At 74.1% G+C, this 16,159-nt stretch carries 14 protein-coding genes and 1 pseudogene; 7 read left to right on the top strand and 8 right to left on the bottom strand.

What is annotated here, in order from left to right:
- Positions 1-123 precede the first annotated feature (123 nt).
- Positions 124-972, top strand: a complete 849-nt coding sequence (locus CHC11_RS25845; RefSeq protein WP_089314400.1) for a hypothetical protein — start codon at positions 124-126, stop codon at positions 970-972.
- Here the strand turns inward: CHC11_RS25845 and CHC11_RS25840 are convergent.
- From CHC11_RS25840 to CHC11_RS41590, 6 genes are all read right to left on the bottom strand, one after another.
- Positions 969-2,474, bottom strand: a complete 1,506-nt coding sequence (locus CHC11_RS25840; protein ID WP_089314399.1) for an FAD-binding oxidoreductase — start codon at positions 2,472-2,474, stop codon at positions 969-971. The genes CHC11_RS25845 and CHC11_RS25840 overlap by 4 nt on opposite strands.
- A gap of 56 nt (positions 2,475-2,530) precedes the next feature.
- The gene (rsgA, locus tag CHC11_RS25835) at positions 2,531-3,532 is read right to left on the bottom strand and encodes a ribosome small subunit-dependent GTPase A (RefSeq protein ID WP_089314529.1); all 1,002 of its coding nucleotides are present in this window, start codon (positions 3,530-3,532) and stop codon (positions 2,531-2,533) included.
- Positions 3,533-3,549: 17 nt separating this feature from the next.
- The gene (gene aroA / locus CHC11_RS25830) at positions 3,550-4,821 is read right to left on the bottom strand and encodes a 3-phosphoshikimate 1-carboxyvinyltransferase (RefSeq protein WP_089314398.1); all 1,272 of its coding nucleotides are present in this window, start codon (positions 4,819-4,821) and stop codon (positions 3,550-3,552) included.
- Positions 4,822-4,880: 59 nt separating this feature from the next.
- Complete coding sequence (locus CHC11_RS25825) at positions 4,881-5,603, bottom strand: anti-sigma factor family protein (protein ID WP_089314397.1); 723 nt, start codon at positions 5,601-5,603, stop codon at positions 4,881-4,883.
- Entirely contained in the window at positions 5,600-6,091 is a 492-nt protein-coding gene (locus tag CHC11_RS25820) for a sigma-70 family RNA polymerase sigma factor (RefSeq protein WP_218826252.1), read from the bottom strand. Before CHC11_RS25820 ends, CHC11_RS25825 begins: the two co-directional genes overlap by 4 nt.
- Before the next feature lie 210 nt (positions 6,092-6,301).
- Positions 6,302-7,345 (bottom strand): DoxX family protein, encoded by a 1,044-nt coding sequence (locus CHC11_RS41590; protein ID WP_089314395.1) that lies wholly within the window; start codon positions 7,343-7,345, stop codon positions 6,302-6,304.
- Here CHC11_RS41590 and CHC11_RS25810 point away from each other — a divergent pair.
- Positions 7,344-8,192 carry an SOS response-associated peptidase gene (locus CHC11_RS25810; protein ID WP_245919761.1) on the top strand — a complete coding sequence of 283 codons (849 nt, stop codon included), beginning with the start codon at positions 7,344-7,346 and terminating at the stop codon, positions 8,190-8,192. The genes CHC11_RS41590 and CHC11_RS25810 overlap by 2 nt on opposite strands.
- A 92-nt stretch (positions 8,193-8,284) precedes the next feature.
- Here CHC11_RS25810 and CHC11_RS25805 read toward each other — a convergent pair whose 3' ends face one another.
- Positions 8,285-9,088 (bottom strand): class I SAM-dependent methyltransferase, encoded by an 804-nt coding sequence (locus CHC11_RS25805; protein WP_342750004.1) that lies wholly within the window; start codon positions 9,086-9,088, stop codon positions 8,285-8,287.
- Positions 9,089-9,450: 362 nt separating this feature from the next.
- Here CHC11_RS25805 and CHC11_RS25800 point away from each other — a divergent pair, with 362 nt between their 5' ends.
- From CHC11_RS25800 to CHC11_RS42885, 5 genes are all read left to right on the top strand, one after another.
- The gene (locus CHC11_RS25800; protein ID WP_089314526.1) at positions 9,451-10,056 is read left to right on the top strand and encodes a sigma-70 family RNA polymerase sigma factor; all 606 of its coding nucleotides are present in this window, start codon (positions 9,451-9,453) and stop codon (positions 10,054-10,056) included.
- Positions 10,053-10,349 carry a mycothiol system anti-sigma-R factor gene (gene rsrA, locus CHC11_RS25795; protein ID WP_089314394.1) on the top strand — a complete coding sequence of 99 codons (297 nt, stop codon included), beginning with the start codon at positions 10,053-10,055 and terminating at the stop codon, positions 10,347-10,349. Before CHC11_RS25800 ends, rsrA begins: the two co-directional genes overlap by 4 nt.
- A 19-nt stretch (positions 10,350-10,368) precedes the next feature.
- Positions 10,369-11,295, top strand: coding sequence for an NAD-dependent epimerase/dehydratase family protein (locus tag CHC11_RS25790; protein WP_089314393.1), 927 nt, complete (start codon positions 10,369-10,371; stop codon positions 11,293-11,295).
- 548 nt (positions 11,296-11,843) lie between these two features.
- Positions 11,844-13,193 (top strand): HD-GYP domain-containing protein, encoded by a 1,350-nt coding sequence (locus CHC11_RS25785; RefSeq protein WP_089314392.1) that lies wholly within the window; start codon positions 11,844-11,846, stop codon positions 13,191-13,193.
- 10 nt (positions 13,194-13,203) lie between these two features.
- A complete protein-coding gene (locus CHC11_RS42885) occupies positions 13,204-14,532 on the top strand; it encodes an HD-GYP domain-containing protein (RefSeq protein ID WP_089314391.1) in 1,329 nt (442 codons plus the stop codon).
- A gap of 20 nt (positions 14,533-14,552) precedes the next feature.
- Here the strand turns inward: CHC11_RS42885 and CHC11_RS42880 are convergent.
- A pseudogene (locus tag CHC11_RS42880) lies at positions 14,553-15,779 on the bottom strand (bifunctional copper resistance protein CopD/cytochrome c oxidase assembly protein); the annotation flags it as partial.
- Positions 15,780-16,159 lie beyond the last annotated feature (380 nt).

The raw sequence follows: 16,159 nt of genomic DNA, 5'->3' as shown, positions 1-16,159 counted from the left end.
TACCCTGACCACCGCCCATCCAGACACACCGAACCCGGGCCTTTCCGGCGTTTCGGGCAGCCGGGTCCGGCGCGCCGGGTGCGATGTCCCGCTTCCGGGCGCGGGTGGTGGCAGCATGGGGCCATGGCGCACGATCTCCCCGAGTGGGTGGCCGAGCTGACCGATCCACGCCGGGCCGAAACGCTCGACGAGCTCGCCGACCGCCTCGTCCCCCTGGCCGAGCACGCCATCGACGTCTCCCGTCGGTTGCAGGCGCAGCTCAACGAGCTCAACGACCCGTTCAAGCGCGAGGCGCTGTACGGGCGGGTGGAACGCCTCAAGGCCCGCGTCGGCGAGGCCATGGAGGAGATCACCACGGAGATCGCCGCGTCCGGGGAGGAGCGCATCGAGCGGGTCTGGGCCGACTGGACGGACCGCGCGGGTCCCGCCGGGGGCGGCGCCCAGGGGCGGGAGATGCGGCGCCGGCTCGACCGCGACGTCGTCCCGGCGCTGTCCCGGCAGCAGCAGGACGCCGCCGAACGCGTCGCCGAGCGCTCCTCCAAGGCCCTGGAGGAGGCGACGCAGCTGCTGCTCACCCGGGTGGAGCAGCTGGCCAAGGCGGTCACCGACCTGATTCACGACGTGCTCCCGCTGGCCCGCGAGGGCCTGACGCTCGCCAGCCGGATCTCGGCCCTGTCCGGCCACGCCCGCAAGGCGGGCCGGGGCCTGGTCCCGGACGAGCTGAAGGACGCCGGAGCCGAGACGTCCCGGGCGTTCGACGAGGCCGTCGCGCGGCTGGAGCTGGAGTGGTCGGCGCTCGGCGCCCGTGCCGCGACCGTCCGGGCCGCGCTGCGGGGCGCGGAGGAGGCCGCGTTCAGCCAGGTCACCGAGGAGATGACCCGGTGCGTGGAGGAGCTCGCTCCCCGGCACGTGCAGGCGCTGAACGAGGCCGAGGCCAAGGCGCGCAGCCTGTTCGAGGAGTCGCGCGGCTAGACGGCCTGGGGGAAGCGGAACAGCCGTCCGGGGTCGTGGGCCGCCTTCACCCTCCTGAGCCGGTCCAGGTTGGGGCCGTAGTAGGCGTGCGCCCAGTCCTTCAGGTCGGCGTCGGTGTAGTTCACGTAGGCGGCGCCGCCCAGATGGGGCTCCATCGCGGTGTGCGTCGCCGACAGCCAGGCGTCGTCGGGCGCGAGGTACTGGACGCAGAACAGCCCCTCGCGGTGCGGGAAGGCGGTGTCGCCCGGCCCTGCCCGCGCGATCGCGGCGCCCATCGCGTCCATGAGCACCGACCGGTTCTGGACGTCGTTGCCCTTGTCGAACCGGTCGAGCAGAGCACTGATCGCGTCGTCGGGCAGCGGCCTGTAGGCGATGTGCGATTTGCCCGAGTACTCCGTGCGGGGGAAGGCGCCGCCGGGACGCTGCCCGGGCAGGGCGCCCTGCCCGTGGCACTGCTCGACCGACTGCCCGGCGCAGCCGCCCATGAACGTCATCGCGTCCAGGTAGGGCCGGCTCTGGGCGGTGGTCGAGACGGGGTCCGTACCGATCGCGGCCGTCAGGCGCCCCATGTGGCCGTCGGCGCCGGCGAGCGCGAGGCCCGTCACCTCGATGCCGGGAGTGCCCTGGTCGGGGTCGGTGTCGAGGTGCAGGCTCGTCCAGACCTCGCCGGGCGCCTCCGGGGCCCAGCGCTGCCAGCCGCGCACCACGCCGGCCGCCTTCCGCCAGGGCCAGCGCATGCTGAACGGGGTCACGTCCCCGGTCTCGTGGGTCCGGAACGTGAACGACACCGCCACGCCGAAGTTGCCGCCGCCTCCGCCCCGGCACGCCCAGAACAGATCCGGGTTCCGCTGAGCGTCGCAGGTCAGGACCCGTCCGTCCGCCGTGACGACCTGGACCGCCTCCAGGGCGTCGCACGACAGGCCGTAGGCGCGGGACGTCACGCCCAGCCCGCCGCCCAGCGTCAGCCCCGCCACGCCGACCGTGGGGCAGCTCCCGGACGGGACGCTCACACCGTCGCCGGCGAGCTTGTCGTACAGGTCGATCAACCGGGTCCCGGCCCCGACGGCCGCGCGGTCGCCGTCGCGTTCCACGGCGTCCATGGGGGAGACGTCGATCACGAGGCCCGGGCCCGTCGACCAGCCCGCGTAGCTGTGCCCGCCGCATCGCACCGCCACCGGCACCCGCTTCACCGCGGCGAACGCCACGCATTCCGCGACGTCCTGCGGGGTCTCGCAGTAGGCGACCCCTGCGGGGCGGACCCGGTCGTAGCGCGGGATGTAGAGGCGCCTCGCCTCCTTGTAGGACGCGTCGGACGGGCGCACCAGCTTCCCGTCCAGGCCGCGTTCCAGCGCGTTCCAGTCGGCGGGTCCGGTCGGCTTCGGCGGCGAGGGCCGGCGCGTCCGCGGGGGCGGTCGCTCCTCGGAGCACCCGGCGACGCCGAGCCCGCCGAGCCCCCCGAGTCCGCCGAGGGCCGCCGCCTTGAGCATCGCTCGCCGCTCCATGCGGCCATTGTCGCGCTTGATCACCTTATGGCGGGCGGAATCCGCGGTGTCGCGGACTATTCGGGCTCGCCCTCGCGGGCGGCGAGGAGGCGGCGCAGGGAGTCCAGCCGCGCCCGGCTGGCGCGGCCCTCCTCGACCCAGGCGTCCAGGCCGCAGTCGTCCTGGAGGTGGTCGCAGCGGGGCGGGCAGCGTTCGGCGGCGCCCTCGGCGAGGTCGTCGAACGCGCCGAGCACGTTCTCCGGGTCGACGTGCGCGAGCCCGAAGCTGCGCACGCCCGGGGTGTCGATGATCCAGCCGTCGCCGCCGGGCAGTTCCAGCGCGAGCGCCGAGGAGGAGGTGTGCCGGCCCCGGCCGGTGACGGCGTTGACGTGGCTCACCGCGCGTTCGGCGTCGGGGACCAGGGCGTTCACCAGCGTCGACTTGCCGACGCCGGAGTGGCCGACGAGCACGCTCGTGCGGCCGGTGAGACGGCCGCGCAGCTCGCCGAGGTCGCCGCCGCGCTCGGTCACGACATAGGGGACGCCGAGCGGCGCGTACTCGGCGACCAGGGTGTCGGGGGAGGCGAGGTCGGCCTTGGTGAGGCAGAGCAGGGGGGCCATGCCGGCGTCGTAGGCGGCGACGAGCTGCCGGTCGATCATGCGGGGCCGCGGCTCGGGATCGGCCAGCGCCGTCACGATCACGAGGTTGTCGGCGTTCGCGACGATGATCCGCTCGAACGGGTCGGTGTCGTCGGCGGTGCGGCGCAGCGCGGAGGTGCGCGGCTCGACCCGCACGATCCGGGCCAGGGTGTCCTGGCCGCCGGTCACGTCCCCGACGAGCGCGACGCGGTCGCCCACGACGACGCCCTTGCGGCCGAGCTCGCGGGCCCGCATCGCGGTGACGGCGCGCTCGTCGGCGGTGCCGGGGTCGGCCAGGCACCGGTACCTGCCGCGGTCCACCGCGGTCACGATCCCGGGCGAGGCGTCCTCGTGCGCGGGACGGCGGCGGGTGCGCGGCCGCGATCCGCGCCCGGGCCGCACCCGGACGTCGTCCTCGTCGTAGTCGTGTTTCCGTGCCAGTGGTCCGGTCCCTGCTGTCAGGCGGGCGCCAGCATCGACGCCCACTGCCGGGTGAAGTTCGGAAGAGTCTTGCCGACGGTGCCCGGATTCTCCACTTCGATGCCGGGAACGGCCAATCCGAGCAGCGCCGCCGCCATCACCATCCGGTGGTCGTCGTAGGTGCGGAAGACGCCGCCGCGCAGCGGGCGCGGGCGGATCTCCAGCCCGTCGGGCAGTTCCCGGGCGTCGCCGCCCAGGCCGTTGATCTCGGCGACCAGCGCGGCGAGCCGGTCGGTCTCGTGGCCGCGCAGGTGCGCGATGCCCGTCAGCCGGGACGGCGAGCCGGCCAGCGCCGCGAGGGCCGCGAGCACCGGCGTCAGCTCCCCGACCTCGTGCAGGTCGGCGTCCAGTCCGCCGAACCCGTCCCCGCCGCGCACGGTCAGGCCGTCCGGCCCGCGGGTCACCTCGGCGCCCATCGCGGCGAGCAGCCCGCGCAGCGCGTCGCCGGGCTGGGCCGTCTCGGCCGGCCAGTCCGGGACGGTGACGCGGCCCCCGGTGACCAGCGCCGCGCCGAGGAACTGCGCCGCGTTCGACAGGTCCGGCTCGATCACCACCTCGCCGCCGCGCAGCGGGCCGGGCGCCACGCGCCAGACGTCGTGCCGCGTCTCGACCTCGGCGCCCGCCGCGCGCAGCATCTGGACGGTCATCGCCAGGTGCGGCGCCGACGGCACCGGCGGCCCCTCGTGCCGGACCTCCACGCCCTTGTCGAACCGCGGCGCGGACAGCAGCAGCCCCGACACCAGCTGGGACGACGCCGACGCGTCGATCGTCACCCCGCCCCCGGCCACCGAGCCCGAGCCCCGGACGGTGAAGGGGAGCGCGTCGCGGCCTCCGTCGTCGATCTCGGCGCCGAGGGCCCGCAGCGCCGCGATGATGGGGCCCATCGGCCGCTCGCGGGCGCGCGGGTCGCCGTCGACGGACACCTCACCGGACGCCAGGGCGGCGACCGGCGGCAGGAACCGCATCACCGTCCCGGCCAGCCCCACGTCGACCCGCGCCGGGCCCGCCAGGCGCTGCGGCAGCACCTGCCAGTCGGCGGCGTCCTCCCCGATGCCCGATCCGAGCGCGCGGAGGGCGTCGGCCATCAGCTCGGTGTCGCGGCTGTGGAGGGGCCGGGTGATGCAGGTGGGCGCCTCCGCGAGCGCGGCCAGGATGAGCGCCCGGTTGGTCATCGACTTCGAGCCGGGCAGCGGCACGGTGGCGTCCACCGGGGCATGGGCGACCGGGGCGGACCAGCGCGGAGAGGACATGCCCCAAGGTTATCGGGCCGCCGGCGGCGGGCGCGGGACGAATGAGGCGCCCTCCGGTGTCAGAGCGGGATCTTCAAAAGCGTGCCGCCGTCGTCCAGGCGGACCTCGAAGTGGCCGATCTGCTGGCGGCCGAGCCCCGTTCCGCCCTGCATGACGAGGGGCTTGGGCTGGCCTGGGACGCCGTAGCCCTTGTCGGGCACGCTCCACCCCGCGACGACGCTGCGCTCGCCGGTCCGCGACACCGCCTCCAGGTGGCACTTCAGCGGCCCCCGGATGCCGCGCAGCTCCAGCCCGACCTGCGTGCCCCAGCCCTTGTCGACCAGCGCGACGGTGCCGGACGCGCCCGTGCCCGCGTTCGCCGCGTGGAACCTCTCGCCGGTGAGGGGCTGCGCCACGGGCGGCTTCGGAGCCGGGGCCTCGTCGTTCACGGCCGCGCCGATGCCGATGCCCGCGGCCAGCGCCGCGGCCGCGGCGGCCGTGCCGGCGAGGTACGCGCCGCGCCGGAACCGCTGATCGGCCCGCCGCCTGCGCCGCATCATGTCGATCACCGGCGCCGGGGGCGCGGACGGCACGCCGCCGCCCTCCCGGCCGGCTCCGTCCGGCACCGGCCCGGCCGCGCGCGACAGCCCGGACAGGGCGCCGGCCGCCCCGGACAGCTCCCCCAGCTCGGTCTGGCACGACCCGCATCCCCGCAGATGCGCCTCGAACGCCAGCCGGTCGCCCTCCTCGAGAAGGCCCAGCGCGTACGCGCCGACATCGGTGTGCTCGACCTGGGAACTCATGACGTCACCCCCCTCTCCTCCAAGGCGACCCGCAAGGCGCGCAACGCGTAGTACACGCGGGACTTGACCGTGCCCACCGGGATGCCGAGGTGCTCGGCCGCCTGGTTCACCGTCCGGTCGCGCAGCACCGTCTCCGTCAGCGCCTGCCGGTGCGCGGGGGAGAGCGACTCCAGCGCCTCGGTCACCACGACCTTGCGCAGCAGCGCGTCCATCTCGTCCGCCATCGGGAGGTTCTCCAGGGGGCCGTCGCCGACCTCCGGCGGCCGGACCTCGCGCTGCCGCCGGTTGTCGATCACGATACGCCGGGAGACCGTGGCCAGCCACGGCATCAGCGAGGAGGTCCGGTCGTCGAGCCGGTCCGCGCTGCGCCATGCCCGGATCATGGTCTCCTGCACCACGTCCTCGGCCCACGGGCGGTCGCCGCCCGTCAGCCGCAGGACGAACGCGAGGAGGGGCCGATGGTACTCGCGGTACAGCTCGGCCGCCATCTCCTCGTCGGCCGCGTCCTGCGCGGCCCGCGCCGCGCCGGGGCGGCGGAGCAGGCTCCGCAGGCCGCCGCCGGGGCGGCCGGTCGATCCGGGAACTGCCATGGCCGGGGCGTCTCCGTCATGATGGAAGGGCGGTCATCTGGCAGTACGGGACCGCCCCGGCCCCCGGTTCAAGGTTCTTGAGACTCTTTTAAGGTTCTCTTCGGGAAGTCAGCGTTTGACCGCGTGCAGGGCCTTGCCGGCCTGCGCGGCGGTCCCCGCCTTGACCGTCCGGCCCGCCTTGGCGGCCTTCGCCGCCTGAGTCGCGGTCCCGGCCTTGACGGCCTGGCCCGCCCGCGCGGCCCTGCTCGGCTTGGCGGCGCGGCCGAACCTGAACGCGCTCCCCGCCGCTATGGCGCCCTTGAGCGTGCCGCCGGCCCTGCCACCCGCCTTGCCTCGGGCCCTGCCGGCCTTTTCGGCGGCCTTCCCGGCCATGAGGGCGCCGCCCGCGCCGGCGCTCTTGAGCGCGCCGCCGGCCTTGCGGGCCGCCTTGCCGCCGGCCTTGCCGCCCGCCTTTCCTGCCTTGAGCGCGCCGCCCGCGGCCCCGGCGGTCGTGAGGGCACCGCCGGTCCTGCCGCCCGCCTTGCCCAGCCGGAACATGCCGCCGGACTTGGCGGTCTTGGCGCGCCGGCTCGCCTTGGCGGCCTGCTTGGCGGCCTTGCGCCCGCCCTCTGCGCGGGCGACGCGCACCTGGCGGGACGCCTCCCGGCGCGCCTCCCGCAGCGTCGCGGCGGCCTCGCGGCGCATCGCCTTGGCCTCCGCGCCGCTCCTGATCTGCGTCTCCCGCACCGCGCGGCGCAGCTCGGCCGTGCGCGGCGCGCGGCGGGGCTCGGCCGCCACCATCAGCAGCGCGCCGAACATGCCGGCGTTCTTCAGCAGGTGGGAGCGCTCGTTGGCGCGGCGCTCGGGGTCGTCCTCGGTCCAGTAGCGGTGCTCGGTCGCCAGCGCGGGGACGAGCTGGGCGGCGAGCACCAGCGTCGTGAGCCGCCGGAACCTCCCGGTCAGCAGCAGCGCGCCGGTGCCGAGGCTGAGCGCGCCCTGCATGCGGACGAGGGTCTCGGGGTCCTTCGGCAGCCAGTCGATCCGGTCGGCGACCGGTTTGACGGCCGGGCCCACCCGCTCGGCGCGTTCGCGGGGATCGCGGAGGGCCTCCAGGCCGGTCATGATGTACGGCGCCGCCACGAACGGGCGGGCCAGGGTCGTGAAGGGTCGCATGACCCGCTACATGCCCAGCGCGCGGCGCCTCAAGCACGGCAGGATGGGACCCATGTGCGGACGCTACGCCACCACCCGCGCGCGGCAGGAGCTGCTGGACGAGTTCCAGGTGCAGCTTGACGCGGTCGACGGGGACATCCAGGCCGACTACAACGTCGCCCCCACCAAGCAGGTCCCGGTCGTGCTCGACCGGCGGCCGAAGGACGAGCCCGGCGATGCGCCCGCGGTGCGCCAGTTGCGGACGGTGCGGTGGGGCCTCGTGCCGTCCTGGGCCAAGGACCTGTCCATCGGCTCGCGCATGATCAACGCGCGGGTCGAGACGGCGCACGAGAAGCCGTCCTACCGCCGGGCGTTCGCCAGGCGGCGCTGCCTGCTGCCCGCCGACGGCTACTTCGAGTGGTACACGCTCCAGGACCAGGGCGATGGGCCCGACCCGGCCGAGGGCGAGAAGAAGGCGAAGAGGAAGCCGCAGAAGCAGCCGTACTTCATCCGTCCCAAGGACGGCGCCGTCATGGCGATGGCGGGCCTCTACGAATTGTGGAGGTCGCCCGAGGACGAGTGGGTGTGGACCTGCACCGTCATCACTACGGAGGCGCCGGACGACCTCGGCCGCATCCACGACCGGATGCCGATGGTCGTCGAACCGGACCGGTGGGACGCCTGGCTCGACCCCTCGCTCACCGATACCGAGCAGGTGCGCGGTCTTCTCGTTCCCGCCATGGCCGGGACAATGGACGCCTACCCGGTGTCGAAGGCCGTCAACAGCGTGCGGAACAACGGCCCGGAACTGATAGAGCCGGCGAGTTCGGGGGATGGTTCCGGCGACCATTCCGAAGGGCTGTTCTGAGCCGGGGGCTCCACCGGATGGGCCGTCGCCATTCTGTCCGGGGAGAGCCCGGTCACGACATTTCCGCCGCGGGCGGCGGGCGGCGGGCGGCGTCAGCGCCGCCGGGCGCTGGCCAGCAGGTGGATGCCGAGCGACTCGTCGGTCTGGCGGGCGCCCATCTCCGTGCGGACGAGGCGCTGCAGCGCCCGCGGGGACTCGCCGAGGACGTGCTCGACCGTCGAGGGGGACAGCACCGTGCGGGGCCGGATCCACTCGACCTCCAGGCCGGCGTCGGAGAGCAGTTCGCGGAGCTGGTGGGAGGAGAACGAGCGGGTGATCGTGCCGTCCGGCCAGGGCACGAGGACGACCTCGGCGCTCGGGACGTCCGACAGGTGCGCCCAGTAGTTGCGCTCGGCCAGCAGCGCCATGCCGAGGGTGAGGGAGTCGACGCACAGCAGGACCCGGCCGCCGGGGCGCAGCACGCGGGCGATCTCGGTGACGGTGGCCTCGGTGGCCAGGTGCCGCGACAGCACGCGGTTCTCGGCGATCACGGCGTCCACGCAGGCGTCGGCGAGGTAGGACAGGGTGCCCGAGTCGGCGACCAGCGGGACCGTGCGGGCGGAACGCCCCGCGCCGCCGGGGCGCCCCGGCGCCGGACGTCCCGGGCGTTCGGGGTCGCGCACCTCCAGCACCGTGTGCCCCGCCGCGGCGGCGCGGGCGGCGCTGTGTCCGTGGCCTCCCGAGATGTCGAGCACGCGGGACGGCCTGCGCGGCAGCCACCGGGTGAGCTGGGCGTCCGCCACCGCCTCGTAGAAGGTCCAGTAGCGCGCCAGGGATTCCCCTGACCCGTCACCGGAGGTGCCCCGCAGGCTGGCGATGGTGGGCTCGGAAGGTCGCGCCGAAGGCACCGAGTGCACCAATTGCTCCTGTTCTAGCCGTGTATGTCACATCTTTCCCCGTCCGGGCCCGGTCATCACCCTGAGTGAGGGACGGGACCCGGCGGCCCGGTTGCGGCGCGCCCGCCCCCGCCCGGGAATCGGCGGGGGCGTTCCGGTGTTGCACCCTCTCACAGCCCAGCGAAAGCGGAGGTGCGAGCCGGATGACCACAGCCGTCGCCGATCAGGAGCAGAGAACCGGCACGGCGGCGTCCCGCGGAGACGCGCGGGCCCCCGCCCGCGTCGGCAGGCCGCGCGGACCGATATCGTTCGTGGGGTCGATATCGTCTGAGGGGTACGGCGCCGCCCGGCCGGTCCAGGCCACGGGCGCCAGAGCCGAGGGGGTGGGTCAGGTACCGGGCACCGCGGAGACCGTGGAGCAGCGCCAGGAGCGCTTCCAGCGCGACGTGCTCCCGTTCTTGGACCAGCTGTATTCGGCCGCGCTGCGCATGACGCGCAACCCGGCCGACGCCGAGGACCTCGTCCAGGAGACGTTCGCCAAGGCGTTCGCCTCCTTCCACCAGTTCAGGGAGGGGACGAACCTCAAGGCCTGGCTCTACCGCATCCTGACCAACACGTTCATCAACTCCTACCGCAAGCGGCAGCGCCAGCCGCAGCAGGCGGCCACCGACGACATCGAGGACTGGCAGATCGCGCGTGCCGAGTCGCACACGTCGAGCGGCCTGAAGTCGGCCGAGGCCGAGGCGCTGGAGCACCTGCCCGACTCCGACGTCAAGCGGGCGCTGCAGGAGCTTCCGGAGGAGTTCCGCATCGCCGTCTACCTCGCCGACGTCGAGGGGTTCGCCTACAAGGAGATCGCCGAGATCATGGGCACGCCCATCGGCACGGTGATGTCCCGGTTGCACCGCGGCCGGCGCCAGTTGCGCGGCATGCTTGAGGACTACGCCGACGAGCGCGGGCTCACCCGCGCGAGCAGGGGGTCGACATGAGCTGCGGCAACCACCACGAGACGCCCTGCGACGAGGTGCTCGCCCGCGTGTACACCTACCTCGACGGCGAACTCGACCAGGGCGGCTGCGGAGAGGTGCGCGAGCACCTCGACGAGTGCGGTCCGTGCCTGCGCGAGTACGGCCTCGAAGAGGCCGTCAAGAAGCTCGTGAGCAAGTCGTGCGGGTGCGAGCAGGCCCCGACCGACCTGCGCGCCAAGGTGCTCGGCCGCATCGAGGAGATCTGCGGCGAGATCCAGGCGTCCGGAGGCGCCGGGAAGCCGGAGAGCGCCTGACCACCGGTATGTTTCCGGTGTGCTGACACTCGTCACCGGCGCGGCCGGGTTCATCGGGTCCCATCTCGTCGACAGGCTCCTCGCGGACGGCCACGAGGTCGTCGGCGTGGACGACATGTCGTCGGGCGCGAACGTCCGGTCCGGAGTCGAGTTCTGGGAGATGGACGTCGCCGACCCGGCGCTCGGCGAGCGTGCGGCGGTCCGCCGCCCCGAGGTGGTCTTCCACCTCGCCGCGCAGGTGAGCGTGCGGGTCAGCGTGGGCGACCCGCTGGGCGACGCCCGCACCAACGTGGCCGGGACGGCCAACGTCCTGGAGGCCGCGCGGGCGGGGGGCGCGCGCAAGGTCGTGTTCACCTCCAGCTGCGCGGTGTACGGGGTCCCGGACGCGCTGCCCGTCCCGCCGGACGCCGAGCTGCGCCCCGCGTCGCCGTACGCGGCCTCGAAGGTCGCCGGCGAGGTGTACGCCGGGATGTACCGGCGGCTGCACGGGATCGACTTCACGACGCTGACGCTGGCGAACGTCTACGGGCCGCGGCAGACGCCGGAGGGCGAGGCGGGGGTCGTCTCGATCTTCACGGACGCGCTGCTGTCGGGCCGCCCCACCCGGGTCTTCGGCGACGGCGCCCAGACGCGCGACTACGTCTACGTGGGGGACGTGGTCGACGCGTTCGCCCGCGCCGCGGGGGAGGCGGGCGGCGGGCTGCGCCTCAACGTGGGCACCGGCCTGCAGACGACCGACCGCGAGCTGCACGCGCTCGTCGCCGAGGCGGCGGGCGCCCCGGACGCCCCGGAGTTCGCGCCGCCCCGGCTGGGCGACCTTCCGGCGATGGCGATCGAGCCGCGGCGGACGCGGGAGGCACTCGGCTGGGAGCCGGCGGTCAGCCTGCCCGAAGGGCTTGCGGAGACGGTCGCCTGGGCGCGGGAACGGAACGCCGCGCGACGCTGATTGGTCCAATTTTTTAAAAGCTCCGGGGCCGCGTTGGCCGACCTTTACCGAATGACGCGGATGCATTTGCGGATGCACGTGCATTCAGATTGTGCAGCGAGATTGTGCAGCCGGTTTGTGCGGGCCGGATTGTGCTTCGATGATTGGCTTTTCAACCAGGACAATTGATCACCTAAGGTGACGATTGGTTCACGCTTTGCTCACGTTTTCCTGCACGCCTGTGTGACCTGGGCAGTCCGCGTTAGGCTTATGCCGAAATCAGTGACGGAGCGCGTGCACTCCGAGGAATTCGGGGCACGTGCTCGCCCGGGAGACTTGGACCGCACCGGTCCCGGTGGCCGGCCGCGAGGCCGGTCGGCCCGGCTCGGCTGGGGGGAGGCAAGGAGCCATGCTCAAGCGCGTGACACCGGATGGACACGGGCGGCGCCCGAGCGTCCCGTCGTCGTCGTCGTTGATGATGACCAAGGGCGTGTCCTGGGTCTAGGTGCCGGCAGGCACATGTGAGCCCGGTGGCGGCCTGCCAACTCGTCACTCCCCGAGGGGCGGCAATGCGTGGACTACCTCTCGCTGCCTGGGCGTACGTCTGCGGTGTGGTCGCGCTCGCGGCGGGCCTCATCGCGACGTCGTCCTTCACGGATCTCGACTGGTCGAAGCTCGCCGTCCTGGCGCTGCTGTTCCTCATCTGCGACTCCGCGCCCGCGCGGCTGAACATCACGCGGGCCAGGGTGTCGCTCAGCTTCGCCGCCAGCCTGGCGTCGGTGGTGCTGCTCGGCCCGGTCGGCGCCGCGCTGCTCGGCCTCTGCGCCCTGGTCACCGGGCAGCGGATCTTCGCGCCGGTCAAGCGGCTCTTCAACGGCGCGCAGTTCGCGCTCAGCGGCTTCATGGCCGGGACGGTGTTCGACCTCCTGGACGGTGACCGGTTCCATCCCGAGAAGGCCCGCTGGGTCGAGAACGTCATCGGGCCGTTCCTCGGCGCGCTGGTCGCGTTCGTCCTGGTGAACCTGGCGCTGATGGCCGGGGTGCTGCTGCTCAGCCGGCAGGCCACGCCGCGCGAGCTGCTGCACGAGAGCGGCCAGATCGCCGTCGGATGCCTCGGCTACGGCATGGTCGGCCTGCTGATCGCCGGGCTGTGGCCGCGGGTCGGGTTCTTCGCGGCCGTGCTCGTCCTGCTCCCCCTGTTCATCGCCCGCTGGGCCATGGACCAGGCGTACGCGCAGCAGCAGGCGCACGCCGCGACGCTCGCCGCGCTCTGCCAGGCGGTCGAGACCAAGGACTTCTACACCCGCGGTCATTCCGAGCGCGTCTCCCGCGGCTCGGTGATGATCGCCCAGGAGATCGGGATGCGCGCGGACCGGGTCGAGGCCATCCGGTACGCGGGGATGCTGCACGACGTCGGCAAGCTCGGCGTCCCGACCAAGGTGCTGCAGAAGTCCGGCTCGCTCACCGAGGAGGAGCTCGCCGCGATCCAGCTGCACCCGATGCGCGGGCTGGAGATCGTCCGCGAGATCGGCTTCCTGGACGAGGCGCTCGCCGGCATCATGCACCACCACGAGAAGATGGACGGCCGCGGCTACCCGATGGGCCTCGCGGGCGACGAGATCCCCGAGTTCGCCCGGGTCATCTCCGTCGCGGACGCGTTCGACTCGATGACCTCGACCCGCTCCTACCGCGCCGCCCGCACCAGGGAGGAGGCGGTCGAGGAGCTGCGCCGCGGGATGGGCGACCACTTCGACCCCGCGATGGTGGAGGCGTTCCTGCGGGCGCTGGAGCGGGAGGGCTGGGAGCCGCCGCGGCCGGTCGTGCTGCCCGACGACGACGTCGTCGAGACCACCCAGCAGGACCACGACGACCCGAGCGCGCCGCTGCGCGTCGCCGGCGGCGACGGGGTCCGCCAGTGACGGAGCGTCCATGAGCGGGGAGGCGCGCGCCCGCGACCGGGCCGCGTGGCAGACCATCGACTCCGGCCAGCTCCTGCTGATCGCCACCGCCGGGCTGTTCGTGATCGTCGCGATCGCCGAGGTCGCGGCGGTCGGGCTGCGCCAGCCCGACGTGGCGATCATCTTCGGCGTGCTGATCGCGCTCGGCGAGCTATTCCGCATGGTGATGCCGGGCAACCGGGAGGTCGCGCCGATCGCCGGCGCCGGCGCGATGGGGTACGCGATGCTGGTCGGCCTCGGCCCGGAGGGCGCCCCGCCGGGCGCGCCGCTCGGCGTCGTGGCCGCCGGGCACTCCGCGCTCCAGGTCGTCGCCGTCACCGCGGCCGGGATGCTGGTCGGCTCGCTGCCGCACGTCGCGGTCGGCCGGTCGCCGCGGCCCGACGCGATGGCGCGGCGGTTGTTCACCGTCGCGGTCGTCGCGCTGTGCTTCCGGCCGCTGCTGTCCCTGCGGCTGCCCTGGCAGCTGCTGCTGGCCGTCATGTGCTTCGTGATGGTGCTGTCCTGCTTCACCGACATGCTGATCGCCGCGATGATCCGCGCGGAGGCCGTCCGGGCGCGGTTCGGCATCGCGCTGCGCGACGAGTTCGACGCGAAGATGGCGCTGTGCGCGGCGACCAGCGCCACCGCCATGCTCATCGCGGTCGCCACGACGGCGATGGGCGAGGCCGCGCTGCTGATCTTCACGGTGCCGATCCTGGTGACTCAGTTCGCGTTCCGCCGCTATGCCGGGATCCGCGCCACCTACCTGCAGACCGTCCGGGCGCTGTCGCGCGTCACCGAGGTCGGCGGCTACGTGGAGGCGGGGCACTCGCACCGGGTGTCCAAGCTCGCGGTGGCGATGGGGCGCGAGCTCGGGATGTCGGAGGAGGAGCTGCTCGAACTGGAGTACGCCGCCCTCATGCACGACATCGGGCAGCTGTCGCTCGGCGACCCGATCCCGGGCGGTGCGACGGTGCTGGCGTCCCCAGCCGAGCAGCGCCGCATCGCCGAGCTCGGCGCCGAGGTGATCAAGCAGACCGGGGTCCTCGACCGGGTCGCGCACATCGTCCACCTGTCGTCGCACCCCTACCGGACGGGACGCGAGCCGTCCGGTGACGCCGGGGAGCGGCCGATCCCGCCGCCGCTCGCCGGCCGCATCATCAAGGTCGCCAACGCCTACGACGACCTGGTCGGCGACTCCGCCGACCGCGACCGGGGCGCCGCGGTGCTGGAGCGGCTGCGGCTGGACTCGGCCTCCGAGTACGACCCGACGGTGGTGGAGGCGCTCAGCCGGGTGGTGGACCGGGGGCTCCGCCGGTAGCGCCCGCGGGCGGCCGCGGCGGCGAGCGTGACGGCGGCGGCCGCCGTCCAGAGCAGCAGGGCGCCGAGGTGCTGGTCGTCCAGCGGTGACGCGCCCCAGCGGCGGCCGAGGTGCTCGTACCAGCCGCCGAGGACGGTCCCGTCCCGCATCAGGGCGGTCCCGGCGATGGCGTGGAGCGGCAGGAGTGCGAACGGCATCAGCGTCCCGGCCGTCCCGTGGAAGTAGGCGAGCCCGACGGCCAGGAAGGCGACCAGCGCCAGCGAGTGCAGGGCGTGGTTGGCGAGGGACGCCTCGAACAGCGGCGACCTGGAGAACGCGTAGAGGCTGAGCAGGAGCAGCGCGGACGCGGCGGCCGGGTCCGTGAGCACCCGGACTCCCCGGCTCCCGGCAGCGGCGGCGAGCAACGTCCTGCCCTCACCGCGCATCGCCTCCAGCGCCAGCCGCAGAGGCGCCCCGTACAGCAGCAGGACCGGCGCCACCAGGCCGACCAGGACGTGCTGGACGGCATGGACGCTGAACAGGACCATGCTGTACCGGGAGATCCCGCCGCAGGTGGCGAGCAGCACGACGAACAGCCCGGCGGTCCAGGACAGGCTCCGCCGCCGGGGCCAGTCGCGGACCCGCGCGACGCCCGTCCCGTAGAGGACGGCGCCGGCGACGGCGAGCACGAGGAACAGCGGGTCGATCCACCAGTCGAGCAGGAGCGGCCCGGCCCCGGCGGGACCGGGCAGCGGGAACCCGAGCCGCAGCGCGACGACGTCCAGCGTGCCCGGCGCGACCTCCGGCGGCGGCGTGCGGGACAGTCCGGTCGCCAGCGCCATCGTCGCGGCCATCACGAGGATCTCGACGGCGCCGAGCCGCAGGAAGGGCCGCGCGCCCCTCCCGCCGCGCAGGGCGGGGAGGGTGGCGCGGCGGTGCCACCAGCCGATCGCGCCGAGGACGGCGAGCGCGGCGGCCTTCGCGACGACCAGCGCCCCGTACCGCGACCCGAGGTGGAGGCCGCCGAGCCGCACCCACGCGTTCACGGCGCCGCTGGCGGCGACGACGGCGAACGACACCAGCGCCAGTCCGCTGTAGCGGTCGGCGACGCGGGGGAGCCGGTCGCCGACGGCCGGGGCGAGCGTGACCAGGGCGACCAGGCCGCCGGTCCACAGCGCGACGCCCGCGATGTGGGCGAGGAGGCTGTAGACGGCGAGGGAATGGTTCGCGCCGCTCGCGGCGTGCCCGGTGAACAGCGGCGGCAGCATCCCGGCCAGCGCGCCCGCCAGCAGGTACCCGGCCCCGGCCGCGGCGCGCGGGAGGCTCGCCGCGACCGCCACGGCGACCGTGGCGGCGAGGACGAGGAACAGGGCCCGCCCCTGCGGCAGCTCGACGAGGAACGTCCGCATCATGTCGCCGGTGACCTTGGTGGCGCCCACCCCGAACAGGTCCAGGACGGTGAACACGATCAGCGCCAGCGTGCACGCCGCCCAGGCCGTCGCGGTGAGCGACGCGGCGCGCAGGCACTTGCGCGCCGTATGCGTGCCGGGCACGAACACGGCCGCGACCAGCAGCCACCCGACCGTCAGGACGGCGGCGACGTTGCCGCCCAGCCGCGCCGTCACCAGGCCGGCCTTGGTCAGTGCCC

Origin of the sequence: Actinomadura mexicana, assembly GCF_900188105.1 — a bacterium.
Lineage (GTDB): Bacteria > Actinomycetota > Actinomycetes > Streptosporangiales > Streptosporangiaceae > Spirillospora > Spirillospora mexicana.
The sequence above is the reverse complement of the archived record's forward strand: the minus strand, read 5'-3'. Positions and strand labels throughout refer to the sequence as shown.

What these genes read in the sequence shown, in the direction of transcription:
- CHC11_RS25845 (WP_089314400.1), top strand. Translation starts at nt 124, where the DNA reads ATGGCGCACGATCTCCCCGAGTGGGTGGCCGAGCTGACCGATCCACGC.
- CHC11_RS25840 (WP_089314399.1), bottom strand. Translation starts at nt 2,474, where the DNA reads ATGGAGCGGCGAGCGATGCTCAAGGCGGCGGCCCTCGGCGGACTCGGG.
- aroA (WP_089314398.1), bottom strand. Translation starts at nt 4,821, where the DNA reads ATGTCCTCTCCGCGCTGGTCCGCCCCGGTCGCCCATGCCCCGGTGGAC.
- CHC11_RS25825 (WP_089314397.1), bottom strand. Translation starts at nt 5,603, where the DNA reads ATGAGTTCCCAGGTCGAGCACACCGATGTCGGCGCGTACGCGCTGGGC.
- CHC11_RS25820 (WP_218826252.1), bottom strand. Translation starts at nt 6,091, where the DNA reads ATGGCGGCCGAGCTGTACCGCGAGTACCATCGGCCCCTCCTCGCGTTC.
- CHC11_RS25810 (WP_245919761.1), top strand. Translation starts at nt 7,344, where the DNA reads ATGACCCGCTACATGCCCAGCGCGCGGCGCCTCAAGCACGGCAGGATG.
- CHC11_RS41590 (WP_089314395.1), bottom strand. Translation starts at nt 7,345, where the DNA reads ATGCGACCCTTCACGACCCTGGCCCGCCCGTTCGTGGCGGCGCCGTAC.
- rsrA (WP_089314394.1), top strand. Translation starts at nt 10,053, where the DNA reads ATGAGCTGCGGCAACCACCACGAGACGCCCTGCGACGAGGTGCTCGCC.
- CHC11_RS25785 (WP_089314392.1), top strand. Translation starts at nt 11,844, where the DNA reads ATGCGTGGACTACCTCTCGCTGCCTGGGCGTACGTCTGCGGTGTGGTC.
- CHC11_RS42885 (WP_089314391.1), top strand. Translation starts at nt 13,204, where the DNA reads ATGAGCGGGGAGGCGCGCGCCCGCGACCGGGCCGCGTGGCAGACCATC.